This is a genomic window from Peribacillus deserti (assembly GCF_002863585.1).
In the GTDB taxonomy this organism is placed as follows: domain Bacteria; phylum Bacillota; class Bacilli; order Bacillales; family DSM-1321; genus Paraperibacillus; species Paraperibacillus deserti_A.
Genome location: NZ_PGUY01000046.1, coordinates 33,531 through 45,922, shown reverse-complemented (window position 1 = coordinate 45,922; position 12,392 = coordinate 33,531). Strand labels below are relative to the sequence as shown.

Sequence of the window (12,392 nt, the reverse complement as noted above, 5' to 3'; positions counted from 1 at the left end):
TATTAAAATATTAGGTCTAATAAGAAGTACATGAGACCTGCAACTGTTGCAGATATCGGAAGGGTGATGACCCAGGTAATGATCATACGCTGTGCGGTTCCCCATTTAACTCCTTTTACGCGGTGGGCAGAGCCTACACCAAGGATGGAGGATGAAATGACGTGAGTCGTACTGACAGGCAGGTGTATATAAGTTGCACCAAAAATGATGGCAGCACTCGTTATGTCTGCAGCAACACCGTTAACAGGGCGTATTTTCATGATCTGTCCGCCGACTGTCTTAATGATCTTCCATCCGCCTATAGATGTACCAAGACCCATAGCCAGTGCACAGGAAATTTGAACCCATAAAGGAATATCTGTAGTAGACACATAATTATTCGCAATAAGAGCCATTGTGATGATACCCATTGCTTTTTGAGCATCGTTTGTACCATGTGTATAAGATTGAAGCGCAGCAGTTGCAATCTGAATTAAACGGAATCTCTGATTGGTCTTGGACAAGTTTGCCCCTTTAAACGCTACCTTGAAAATACTATACACAATGAACCCAAGCACAAAAGCTAAGATTGGAGAAATAACCAGTGCTTGCGCAATCTTTCCAAACCCGCCCCAGTTTAAAGAACCAAAGCCTTCAGACGCAATGGCTGCGCCGGCTATCGAACCTATAATCGCGTGAGAGGAACTGCTTGGAATCCCATAATACCAAGTAAGAAGATTCCAAAATATTGCTGCAATCAAAGCAGCAAGTATAACTACCGAACCGTTATGGAGCGTGAAGGGATCTACGATATCTTTAGTTATCGTTTTAGCAACCCCCGTAAAGGTCATGGCACCCACAAAGTTCATAACGGCTGCAAGTATTATTGCATGCCTTGGCTTTAGGGCTTTCGTTGAAACGGATGTAGCGATAGCATTAGCTGTATCATGGAACCCATTAATAAAGTCAAAGGCCAGAGCACCTATTACAATCAATATAGTTAAAATAAATACAGTTTCCATTAAGTTAAAACTCCTTACGCATTTTTCGTGACTATGGTTTCTAGAGCGTTTGCCACAGACTGACAGCTGTCAGCAATATCTTCAAGGTTTTCATAGATTTCTTTATATTGAATAATGCGGATAGGATCTTTTTCAACTGTGAAAAGGTTTTTTATTGATTGTCTTAAAATACCGTCGCATGTGGATTCAAGTTCTTTGATTTTAATTGCATGTTCACGGATTTGAATGAACTTTTTCTTATTTGTCAGCAATGCGACTGACTTCTCAATTTCTATTGCACAGTTACGGATTGCGTCCACAAATTTGAGCATATAATCATCTGCATTAATGACTGAATACATTTCAAACAGTGCAGAACTGCTTTCTAAGCCATCTAAAACGTCATCCATAGTCATCGCCAGAAGGAGAATGTCCTCACGCTCAATTGGAGTAATAAAAGCATTGTTCAGATCTGTAATCACTTCATGCACATAAGAATCGCCTTTGTGCTCATAATCTTTCATGGTGTCAGCAAATACTTTTAAATCACTGATATTGTTAAGCTTGTAATCAGCAAAGTAATCGGCACTGACCCGGATGTTTTCTGAAATATTAATAAGCAGACTTGCAAACTTATCTTGCTTTGACTTAAATACCATAATTTTAGTACCCCCGTTTTTTCATCCAAAAAATTTTACTAACAGTATTTGCTTTTACATTCTATATAATTCTTCGACAAAAAAGCTAGGTTTCGACAATAAATTTACAAAAACTTAACATTAAACAGGCAGAAAATTTTGCAAATTTACACTAGATTAATATTATTTACTTTAGCCATTTCCCTATTTGATGGTTATTAAACTCATCTAAAATAAAACTCAAATAAAAAGAATACCCATGGCCTGTTTGCACCGTCTTTTAGGACTGGCAATCATTCTCTCAGCAGCATTTTTTCTGTCATATTTACAGCATGTAATTCATAGATGTAAAAAGAATCAATTTGAACATCATCATGGCAGGAGGGCACAGCATGATAAAAAGAATGGATAAGATTGCTATAGAACTGCCTAGGACGCCCAGGCCTGATCCCGCTGCAGCCGCTAATCTGCAGCAGCTTTTGGGCGGGAAATTTGGAGAAATGTCGACGTTTAATAATTATATGTTCCAGTCGTTTAATTTCAGAGGAAAGCGGAAACTACGCCCGTTTTATGAATTAGTCGCATCTATCACAGCAGAAGAGTTTGGCCACATGGAACTGGTTGCCCATGCAATTGATCTATGCCTGGAAGGAAGTACAGAACCGGGCGATCCAGATACAGCGCCGCTGATGCCGGGTAATGCAGACCGAATCGCCCTGCATTTCATAGACTCCGCTCAATCTTCTCTTCCTGTTGATGCACAAGGCAGGCCGTGGAACGGAGAGTATGTGGTTAACAGCGGCAATCTGGTATTTGATTTCCTTCATAATTTCTTTTTAGAGTGCGGAGCCCGTACTAATAAAATGAGAGTGTACGAAATGACGGATAATCCTGTAGCCAGAGAGATGATAGGCTACCTGCTTGTCCGGGGCGGAGTGCACATCCTGGCCTATGCAAAAGGTCTTGAAATGGCTACAGGCGTTGACGTCACCAAAATGTTTCCAATCCCTAATCTGGATAATAAAGCATTCGATCATGCACGGAAATTTGAAGCAGTCGGGCTGCATACGAGACTTTATACTTTCAGTGATCGAGATTATAGACAGATTAATCAAATCTGGAAAGGCACGCATCCGACAGACGGACTCCCGCTTCAGGTGTTCCAAGGGGCGCCCCGGGGAGCGGAAGTACCTGATTATCCAGATCTGCCTGAGGAGTTTGCGCCAGGAGTCTCCGAAGAAGACTTTATGAAGATTGTACAGAGACTGCAAAGATCTGCTGGATTATAAGATAGTACTTAAATACGAATTATTTAGGGAAGTTTGGGATAGTTAAGCCTATTTCATACAGGTCTGTGAATTAGATATGCTTGAATATAGCTCCGTAAGATTTGATTATGGTCTGAAAAGGGTAAAGTTATGGATTCAATATGGCGGCTAAAATTCCTCGACGGTACTGATAATGCTCCAGCATTTTAGGACCGTGGAGATTTTTTTTAGCTCTGTTAAATATCTGTGGATTGCAGCCAGCAGGCACTCGCATTTTGCCTAAGCTGCATTTGCAAATGCAGGTACCCTAAAGCTCGATCCATAAAACAGCATAAACGGATTTTACAGGGAAACTATAATAGAAAAATGGGAAATTGCAATCATCCTGAAGGAGTACAAAGATGAATATTAATCAACAAACGAGGCTGAAGCTCCTCAATGGTGTGGATATGCCCATTATAGGCTTTGGAGTTTATAAAGTTGAAGCAGGGACTGAAACAGTAAATTCAGTGAAGACCGCAATCGAGGCAGGATACCGATCAATTGATACAGCAGCCATATATCAGAATGAATCGGGAGTGGGACAAGCCATCAGAGAAAGTAAAGTGCCTCGGGAGGAACTGTTTATTACTTCCAAGGTCTGGAATGATGATCAGGGCTATGATTTTACACTGCGTGCATTTGATGAATCCTTAAGAAAGCTCGGTTTAGACTATCTAGATTTATACCTGATCCACTGGCCGGTAGCCGGAATGTATGCTGACACATGGCGGGCAATGGAAAGGCTGTATAAAGAGGGAAGGGTAAGAGCCATAGGAGTTAGTAATTTTCATGTTCATCACCTGGAAAACTTGTTAAACCAAGCTAAGGAGGTACCGGTGATCAACCAGATTGAACTGCACCCCAGATTAAATCAGGCAGAAATAAGGAGTTTCTGCCACAGCCATAATATCGCTGTAGAAGCCTGGGCGCCGCTTGGTAAAGGAAAATTGCTTGATGAACCGGTCCTTGCTGAAATAGCAGATTCACATAATAAGACGGCTGCCCAGGTCATTTTAAGGTGGCATCTTCAGAACGGAGTTATTGTGATCCCCAAATCTGTAAATCCAGCTAGAATTAGAGAAAATATTAAAGTATTTGATTTTTCTTTGAGCCCTGAAGAAATGCAACAGATCGAAGAGCTAAATTCTAATGAACGGTTCGGGACAAATCCTGATAAATATGAACCTAAGCCCTCGTGAGCGGGCTGCAGGGATTAGTTAACTTCCATGCAAAAGGCTGTATGGCTGGGATAACCGTAAAAGCAAAATTCAGTCTCCATGTTTCCAGTCTAGTGTTTGTAACAGAGAGAAAAAAAGTACTTTTTTTCTAAATAATGCCCATTTTAAAAATAAAGTAATGTCCGTAACAGGATATATTGTGTATAATAACAGTAACTATTATCAAGGAGGCATCTAAATAGACGATATGTACATCCAATAACTTTTTCGCTGAGCAATTTTATAGCAAAAAAGTACTCTGCCTGTGGTCAGAGCAATGGGATAAGTCTGTCTATTTTAAGATGACGCTGAAAATACTTTTCTAACACATATGCTTTCGAATTTCGACAGCTCTCTTTATTATCTCATCCAATTTGCACAGGCAGAAGCCTGTGCTTTTTTGTATTCATTTAAAATACAAATGATGAGGATGGGATCTATATGCGTTTATTAAAAGCCGAAAATTTGACTGTTGACATTAATGGACTGAATATCGTTCAGGGGGGGAGCCTGGAAATCGTTCAGGGGGAAAAAGTGGCGTTATTGGGCCGGAATGGCGTTGGGAAAACAACGTTTCTAAGAGTGCTGACAGGAAATCTCCCACATTCTAAAGGTTCTTTATCCTATGGGATAGATAAAAGTGATATCGGCTGGATGATGGAGGAAGAAGTACAGCAGGAGCAGACGGCACTCGCCTTTATCCAACAAGGTAATGCCGCTTGTGATCATCTGAAATCCAAATTGGCAGAGTACAACGCTTTATGGGATTTAAAGGGGAATGATGAACGTTTTATAGATGAATATAATACACTCTTACAAGATTATGCGGATCACGGCGGATATGAATGGGAAGCAGCGGTTGAACGGATATTGAAGGAAATGAAAATTGGGGAAGCATTGTGGAATAATCCTTATTCCAGCCTAAGCGGGGGACAGAAAACACGTCTCAAATTGGCCCGGCTGCTAATAAGACAGCCAAAGCTCCTAGTACTGGATGAGCCGACCAACCATTTAGATGTAGAATCTGTCGAGTGGCTGGCCGCCTGGCTTCGTGGTTATAGAGGAACCGTGCTATTCATATCGCATGAACGTGAATTTATTGATAAAGTGGCTACAGTTACCTATGAACTGACCGAAAAGGGTACAAAGAGATACCCTGGTGGTTATTCGGTATATAAGAAGCTGAAGGAAGAAGAGATTCAGGCAGCGAAGGCCTTATATGATAAACAGCAGCAGGAAAGGAAGAAACTGCTCGAAGTGATTCAAACCTATAAACAGTGGTACCAAAAGGGCTCAAACGCAGCAAGCGTAAGAGATCCTTATGCACAGAAGCAAGCAGGGCGGCACGCAGTCCAGATTAAATCAAAGGAAAAGGCGCTAGAAAAATTAGAAAACCAGCGGACTGAAAAGCCAAGAGAAACGAAAGAAATACGAGCCTCCTTTGACATTGGGGAATTTGACTCCAAAAGGATGATTGCCTTAAAAGACATTTCCTTTTCCTATTCTCACACCTCCCCATTTTTTATTGATATAAGTTTTCATATCCAAAGAGGGGAACGAATAGCTGTTACAGGGAGAAATGGTTCAGGTAAGACAACGCTTCTAAGATTATTAACTGGCCAGCTCCCTCCGGATAAGGGAAGCCTGAAAAAAAATCCACAGACAAAAATTGGGTACTTTATGCAGGAACTGGAAGGGTTAAAACTGGAGAATACCATTCTGGACGAAATACTTTCTTTAAAAAATATAACCCAGGAAGAAGCAAGGACCATATTGGCATGCTTTTTATTCCGGAGAGAAGAGGTATTCAAGAAAGTAAAAGATCTTAGTATGGGTGAAAAATGCCGGGTTGCATTTGTGAAACTTTATTTTTCAGAAGCTAATCTTTTGGTGCTGGACGAACCGACAAATTATTTGGATATTAGTGCAAGAGAGCAAATAGAAGAGGCGCTGCTCAGCTATCATGGCTCAGTGGTCATTGTATCCCATGATCCTTATTTGCTGAGATCTGTTGCTAATCGTGTGCTTTACTTAAATAATGGTACCATAGAAGACTTTCAAGGAACCTATGAGGAGTGGGAGAACTATAAAAAGCGGACCGTTGATCAGCAGAATCTCTTGAATGAGCAGCTTGTTCTGGAGCTTAAGTTAACCGATTTATTGAATCAAGAGGAATCGGATATGGTACAAATCAGAATGATTCAGAATGAAATTAATGCAATAAAAAAGCAATTATAGTTTTTACAAAAGGTGGTTCTTTTTAGAACCGCCTTTTGAATTTATATGCCGGGCTGTTCATACTAAAAGCCTGGTACGTTTATTGGGATATCACTTACTGAAAACTTTCTGCGGAATTAGCGGAAATATCCTCCTTGTACGTGTTTGCAAAAGCTCATATCGGGCCTGTTTCAGGATGACCGGCTGTCAATAAGCGGAAACGACAGCTGGAATAGAGTTCCTTGATTTTTTTCGCTTTTCACCGAAATATTCCCATGATGATTTTGAATGATTTTATAGCTCACCATTAAACCCAGTCCGTTACCATAGGGTTTTGTTGTATAGAAAGGCTCTCCCAATTTTTTAATCTGATCCTTGCTCATTCCAATCCCGTTATCCTGGATGGAGATAACCAGCTCTGACTGATAGTCATGAACATGAATTTTGATATGTCCGCCATGGGGAAGTGCTTCTATTCCATTTTTAATGATGTTTAGGAATACTTGCTTTAACTGATTCTTTTCACCGCGGATCATGCTGCTTTTTTGAGGAATTTCCCGCATTAGAATGACATCTTTCAAGGCTGCCTCAGCTTCGAGGAGGTTGATAACACTATGCAGGATATCGCAGACATTACACTCGGTATAATAATTTGCATGAGGTCTCGCGAAGACCATAAACTCACTCACGATAAAATTGATGCGGTCTATTTCCTCTAATATAGTATCAGCGTACAACAGTTTTGTTTCTTCATGGGATTTTCTTAGGAGCTGGACAAAGCCTTTGATGGTTGTCAACGGGTTGCGGATTTCGTGGGCTATGCCTGCAGCCAGTTCGCCAACCAGCGATAGTTTTTCCGCTTTTCTGAGGATTTCCTCTGTCTTTTTTTGTTCTGTAATATCGTACTGAATAGATATGTGCTGGTACGTTTCTCCATTGGCATTAATAAAGGGAACGATCGTTGTGTCGACCCAGTAGCAGGTTCCATCCTTGGCACGGTTATAAATTTCTCCCTTCCAGACTCTCCCTTCCTGAATGGTCTGCCAAATCTCCCGGAAAAAAATGTCCGGATGGAAACCAGAATTTAGTAAATTGTGCTTTTGTCCAAGTAATTCCGCTTTCGTGTATTTAGAAATCTCACAAAATTTTTCATTCACATAGGAAATTTCGTCATTGCTATCAGTGATTGCGAATATGGCAGCTTCATTCAGAGCATTTTTAAGGTCGGCAAGTTCTTTCAGGGTGATGCTCAAGTCTTCTGCTGATTCATCCAGGGCAAATTTCGTCAGCGAAAAACGATCTATATAAAGTTCTGTAATAGTACTGGTAACAAGCTGGAACAGAGAATCGAGTTCTCTAGTTAGCTTGATTAAAGTCATAGCGGAAATCCTCTGGCTGCTTACTTCTTCCTGTATGAACTCCATGATGCTCGAACGGATAAAATATATAAAATTGCAGGACATATCGAGGGATATTTCTGATTGAATAGACCTCTGTCCAAATAAATCGGCCCAGGAGGCAATATTATTCCGTGCCTCAATATGATCTGTCGATAAATATTCACCAATCCAATAGAACAGCTCTTCAGGTAAACAATGGCGGTCGGTTAGTTTCACATTTAATAGACTGCATACCAAATCCCCTTTTGGATGTTCAACTGTTTTACCCGTTAGTACTTTACCATTTTGCTTGATCTTCTTGCCGATATAGTTGATTTGGTAATCCATAGTGACCCTCCTAAAATCCAAACGAAAGCAATCAGTAATTTACTTTGACATAGAAGCCGAGAATACCTTCTTGTTCTAAAATAAATTTATGTTTAAAGACCTATATTTTTAGATCCTTTATCCTATCAAAAGAAAACCAATGAAATAACAGGAGGGAACATCAAGCCCTGGTTTTTATTTGGAATCTGGGAATTTCCAATTCAGGTACATAAATTTAACAAATATAAAAAACTGGATGTTGTTTGACTGAGGACAAAAAAGGATATGTATGGGTATTGCATCAATTTGGTACGTTAAGGCATATGAAGGAAAGAATTTAAGGGAAAAGGGGTTATTCAATCATGAAAGTACTTGTTGTAGGCGCAAATGGGCAGGTTGGCCAGCATCTTGTCCGGCTGTTAAGTGAAAATAATGATCACACCGTGAGAGCTCTGGTAAGGAAGGAAGAACAGCTGAGTTATTTTAAGGAAATCGGGGCGGAGGCAGTCCTTGCTGATTTAGAAGGAAGTGTGGACCAGCTTGCAGAAGCAGCAAGAGGATGTGATGCAGTTGTATTCACGGCAGGATCTGGGGGAAGCACTGGAGCAGATAAAACACTATTAATCGACTTGGACGGAGCGGTAAAAACGGTTGAAGCGGCTGAAAAGGCAGGCATCACCCGATTTATAATGGTAAGCGCCCTGCAGGCTCATAACAGGGAAAACTGGAATGAAAAGATAAAGCCCTATTATGCAGCTAAGCACTATGCTGACAAAGCTCTGGTACAAAGCAGCCTCAACTATACGATCATACGGCCTGGGGGACTGCTGAATGAACCGGGATCAGGTCAAATAGAAGCGGCAGAAAATCTGGATCGGGGCACCATCTCCAGAGACGATGTGGCGAGCTGTATCATGGCAGCCTTGGATGAAGAACATACTTTTAAAAAAGCTTTCGATGTTATTTCGGGAGATGTACCAATTAAAGAAGCTTTAAAAAGGATATAAAAAGAAGCGGACGTCATGATCAGCATGCTGTCCGCTTTTTTATTAGTCAGAAATGAAAAGCATATAAGCATTTAGCGAATTGTTCAAAGGGAAGTGAGGCTTCCCCTTCTAATTCCCCATTTCCGGAAACACTAACAGCCATGTTTTTACCCCATATCTGGCTGCTGTCATTATTGGGATTATAAAAGTAAACCCGTATCATCCCGTGAGGATCCCTGCAGACTCTTTGAATCAATATCGCATGTGCCCCAAGAGGCTTATCATTGCGGTCATAAATAATAACTCCTGCTGGCTGGGGAAGCGCCTGGCTAATCATTTGGCTGAAGGAAGGATGATAGTATTTCTTGAAAAGCAGTAAAAATTCTTTGCAATGATATATATCAGTGAAACCAGGCAGAACTTCTGATCCGTAAAAGCCTGGATTGATCCATTTGTGTGCATCCTCGCCTCTGAATCCAGTCCGCTTAAGCATTTCTGCATAAATGGCATCCAGGTGGGGAAGAAGGACAACCGATGCTGCATCCATCGGGATGGTGTAATTCAGCTCTGATAATTTCAAATTTGAAGAGTTAATGATCTCACCCTCAAAAAGCAGGGATACATTCCCCTGGGTTATTGCTTCATGGTACAGAGTTAGAAAGAATACGGGATTCTTTTGTGACCAGTAACTTAAAGCCCTGGTGGATTGACAGGTAGGGTTAAATCCCTGCCCTACTCCAAGCGGCTGGCCAAGTATGCCTATAAATCCAGCAGTCAGCCAGCTCTTGACTTCTTGTTCTGAACAATTGAAGGCAGATTGAATCCGCTGGCTTGTTGAGCAATCCACCTCTGACGAGAGTATATTTTGTACCGCTCTTACAAACTCTTCCGAGAATATATCTCTTTCCAATAACTTTGATAATCCATATACGGCCTGCTTAGTATCTTTATTGATTCCTGCGGAAATAAGATCCTCAATAAGCTTTTGATGCTGTTCCAGATTTTTTTTGCCGGCTGCCCCAAGACCCAGGGCTGAGCCTATTAAGGCAGGATCAACATTTCTGAGATGTTCCAGTAAACACGCATGGTATCGCGAAACGAGTCCTGTTTTGGACATGGATTCACTGAACTGTTCTGCTTCAAGGGTTAAGTCTGCTGCAGCCAGATGATTTAGTCCCTCTGCGTATTGTGGACCTAACACCTTTGAGAAGTGGGTAGGTGAAAGGACTGCGTCTTTATACCCTTTAAATGACTTTGGAAGCTCCTGATCATGCTTCAGGAGTTTAAGTCCCGATGTGATTAACTTTTCAATTTTATCGGTGGTAATCGGGCGCTGTACAGATAATTTTTCGATTTCTTTCGTTACATAATCTAACGCACCAGGGAAGGGGAAACGAAGAGTGATAAATTCAAGGAGCACCTGGGTTTGCTGGTATTCCATCTGATGAAGCCTTGCCTCTTCTGTTTCAGACAAAAAAAGTGCATCCAGGTTAAGAGCTATTACCTCATTTATATATAAACGGGCTTTTTCAGCACTGAATGTAGGGTGTGGATATAACCCAAGAGCAATTGCCAGTATTCGAAGGTTGCTGATAACCTCCGTACAGGCAGTAGGGCCCCCGGCTTCCAGAGTGCCCCTGACTAAAGGCGGCTGGAGAAGATGCATATGTTCCCAGGGACTTCCCTGAAAAAAGTCATACTGATCTAATTGGGGTGCATATGAAAATAAAGTATCAAGACCGGATAAACTCTTAGACAGCCCGCTTGCTTCCGTGAGAATCTGATCTCGCAGCAGAATTCTCCTGGCTGACTTATCCTGCATATACGAATGAACCAAGGGCAGCAGCTGATCATCTTTAAAATTAAATAATAAGCCCATGATTTTCTTTCCTTTCGTATTCCAAGGGTTATTATAGTATAGACAGAAATAGGAATAAATTTACAGGCTTTTTGTTAAAAAAGATATAATGGGCCTTGCTAAAAGCGCAGGACGGTGAATTTCAGGGTCTCTTTTCAAAAAATCACGATCAAGAACACACGTTGCTTAACAAAAAGTAATTCATAAGTGGATCGGCAGCGAGAGGACGTTTTTCCCTTTTGATGGCGAGGTTTATGACGGAACGCTTCAGTCCGCAGCTGGATTACACTCAAAGCGATGAACGGTGACTCAAAGAGAACTTTGAGGAAAAAACCGTGAGGAAAAAATGATTGCAAAGGTAACCGCGAAGGAAGCAGGGAAGCAGGCGGGTATAAAGCTCGAGGTCGTTGCACCAGGGAGGTCTTTATTGGGTGGTATATTACTAGGTGCTTGCATGGAGGGAGGGGGAGCCGTAAAATCTAGCTTGCTGGAAGATCAGGGTGCACGCAGATCAGGTGGATTTGATTTTGGGCGATAACAAAGCGGGGTAACTTATTATATGGAGGGGAAAGGGCGCAAGTAGAGTAATAAAGAGAGAACTTGCCAAAGTCGCGATTGAATGCAGACATCAAGCTAAATATAATGGGAAGTATGAAGTATCGCTAAGCATATATACAGAACAGGATGCATAAGGCATCATTTATAAGCATATACCCTCTTAGATAAGCATATACCCTCTTAGATAAGCATATACCCTCTTAGATAAGCATATACCCTCTTAGATAAGCATAACGCTTCGAATGAAAGCATACCGATCAGCGGGATAAGCATAAAAGCAAACAACATAAGCATAAACTTCCAAAACTTAAGCATAAATGTCACGAACATAAGCATAAACTCCTGAAACATAAGTATAAGCCCTTTTTATAAAGAAGAAAATTAGCTGAAAACCACTAAATCCTCCAGAAAGGGAATCACGAACCCACTTTTTCGATGCCCTCTAAAAAAATAATCCTGAATAAGATTAATTCTTCACTAATTTAAGTAAAAAAATGCTTTTAAATGGAAGCGCAGCTTACCCCGGGCTAGATGGGCCAAACAGCAGATCTAGGTGACTGATGGTAAAATTTATGTGGCTAACCAGCAGCTTTAAGTGGCTGAAAAATAAGATTTAGGTGGCCAAACAGCAGCTTTATGTGGCTGAAAAATAAGATTTAGGTGGCCAACCAGCAGCTTTATGTGGCTGAAGATAAGATTTAAGTGGCCAAACAGCAGCTTTATGTGGCTAAAAGTAAGATTTAAGTGGCCAAACGACAGATTTATGTGGCTGATAATAAAATTTATGCGGCTAACCATTTTAGTAAGGATTTATGTTGCTGTCATAAGATTTAATGGCTACTAAATAAGATTTATGCGGCCATAAAAAAATCAAACACAACCCGATTTACTCGAAGGATTCTGCAGCTGCCTGCCCCTTATA

10 protein-coding genes are annotated in these 12,392 nt (G+C 41.0%); 5 read left to right on the top strand and 5 right to left on the bottom strand.

The annotated features are described in order from the left end of the window. Positions 1-2: 2 nt before the first annotated feature. Positions 3-1,001 (bottom strand): inorganic phosphate transporter, encoded by a 999-nt coding sequence (locus CUU66_RS14980; RefSeq protein WP_101643566.1) that lies wholly within the window; start codon positions 999-1,001, stop codon positions 3-5. 14 nt (positions 1,002-1,015) lie between these two features. Beyond that, a complete protein-coding gene (locus CUU66_RS14975; protein WP_101643564.1) occupies positions 1,016-1,639 on the bottom strand; it encodes a DUF47 domain-containing protein in 624 nt (207 codons plus the stop codon). Positions 1,640-2,010: 371 nt separating this feature from the next. Here CUU66_RS14975 and CUU66_RS14970 point away from each other — a divergent pair, with 371 nt between their 5' ends. The 3 genes from CUU66_RS14970 (at position 2,011) to abc-f (ending at position 6,383) form a co-directional block, all read left to right on the top strand. Beyond that, positions 2,011-2,907 (top strand): manganese catalase family protein, encoded by an 897-nt coding sequence (locus CUU66_RS14970; RefSeq protein ID WP_101643562.1) that lies wholly within the window; start codon positions 2,011-2,013, stop codon positions 2,905-2,907. A gap of 380 nt (positions 2,908-3,287) precedes the next feature. Continuing rightward, the gene (locus CUU66_RS14965) at positions 3,288-4,127 is read left to right on the top strand and encodes an aldo/keto reductase (RefSeq protein ID WP_101643560.1); all 840 of its coding nucleotides are present in this window, start codon (positions 3,288-3,290) and stop codon (positions 4,125-4,127) included. A gap of 459 nt (positions 4,128-4,586) precedes the next feature. Then, positions 4,587-6,383 carry a ribosomal protection-like ABC-F family protein gene (abc-f, locus tag CUU66_RS14960; protein WP_101643558.1) on the top strand — a complete coding sequence of 599 codons (1,797 nt, stop codon included), beginning with the start codon at positions 4,587-4,589 and terminating at the stop codon, positions 6,381-6,383. 170 nt (positions 6,384-6,553) lie between these two features. Here the strand turns inward: abc-f and CUU66_RS14955 are convergent, their stop codons facing one another. After that, positions 6,554-8,089, bottom strand: a complete 1,536-nt coding sequence (locus tag CUU66_RS14955; RefSeq protein ID WP_101643556.1) for an ATP-binding protein — start codon at positions 8,087-8,089, stop codon at positions 6,554-6,556. A gap of 341 nt (positions 8,090-8,430) precedes the next feature. Here CUU66_RS14955 and CUU66_RS14950 point away from each other — a divergent pair, with 341 nt between their 5' ends. Next, positions 8,431-9,075 (top strand): SDR family oxidoreductase, encoded by a 645-nt coding sequence (locus CUU66_RS14950; protein ID WP_101643554.1) that lies wholly within the window; start codon positions 8,431-8,433, stop codon positions 9,073-9,075. Positions 9,076-9,121: 46 nt separating this feature from the next. Here the strand turns inward: CUU66_RS14950 and CUU66_RS14945 are convergent, their stop codons facing one another. Further along, entirely contained in the window at positions 9,122-10,933 is a 1,812-nt protein-coding gene (locus tag CUU66_RS14945) for a hypothetical protein (RefSeq protein WP_101643551.1), read from the bottom strand. A gap of 325 nt (positions 10,934-11,258) precedes the next feature. On the opposite strand from CUU66_RS14945, the gene CUU66_RS14940 reads away from it, so the two are divergent. Continuing rightward, complete coding sequence (locus CUU66_RS14940; protein ID WP_101643548.1) at positions 11,259-11,450, top strand: hypothetical protein; 192 nt, start codon at positions 11,259-11,261, stop codon at positions 11,448-11,450. 200 nt (positions 11,451-11,650) lie between these two features. Here CUU66_RS14940 and CUU66_RS24255 read toward each other — a convergent pair whose 3' ends face one another. After that, positions 11,651-11,800 (bottom strand): hypothetical protein, encoded by a 150-nt coding sequence (locus tag CUU66_RS24255; RefSeq protein ID WP_180955300.1) that lies wholly within the window; start codon positions 11,798-11,800, stop codon positions 11,651-11,653. Positions 11,801-12,392: the final 592 nt, after the last annotated feature.

What these genes read in the sequence shown, in the direction of transcription:
- CUU66_RS14980 (WP_101643566.1), bottom strand. Translation starts at nt 1,001, where the DNA reads ATGGAAACTGTATTTATTTTAACTATATTGATTGTAATAGGTGCTCTG.
- CUU66_RS14975 (WP_101643564.1), bottom strand. Translation starts at nt 1,639, where the DNA reads ATGGTATTTAAGTCAAAGCAAGATAAGTTTGCAAGTCTGCTTATTAAT.
- CUU66_RS14970 (WP_101643562.1), top strand. Translation starts at nt 2,011, where the DNA reads ATGATAAAAAGAATGGATAAGATTGCTATAGAACTGCCTAGGACGCCC.
- CUU66_RS14965 (WP_101643560.1), top strand. Translation starts at nt 3,288, where the DNA reads ATGAATATTAATCAACAAACGAGGCTGAAGCTCCTCAATGGTGTGGAT.
- abc-f (WP_101643558.1), top strand. Translation starts at nt 4,587, where the DNA reads ATGCGTTTATTAAAAGCCGAAAATTTGACTGTTGACATTAATGGACTG.
- CUU66_RS14955 (WP_101643556.1), bottom strand. Translation starts at nt 8,089, where the DNA reads ATGGATTACCAAATCAACTATATCGGCAAGAAGATCAAGCAAAATGGT.
- CUU66_RS14950 (WP_101643554.1), top strand. Translation starts at nt 8,431, where the DNA reads ATGAAAGTACTTGTTGTAGGCGCAAATGGGCAGGTTGGCCAGCATCTT.
- CUU66_RS14945 (WP_101643551.1), bottom strand. Translation starts at nt 10,933, where the DNA reads ATGGGCTTATTATTTAATTTTAAAGATGATCAGCTGCTGCCCTTGGTT.
- CUU66_RS14940 (WP_101643548.1), top strand. Translation starts at nt 11,259, where the DNA reads ATGATTGCAAAGGTAACCGCGAAGGAAGCAGGGAAGCAGGCGGGTATA.
- CUU66_RS24255 (WP_180955300.1), bottom strand. Translation starts at nt 11,800, where the DNA reads ATGTTCGTGACATTTATGCTTAAGTTTTGGAAGTTTATGCTTATGTTG.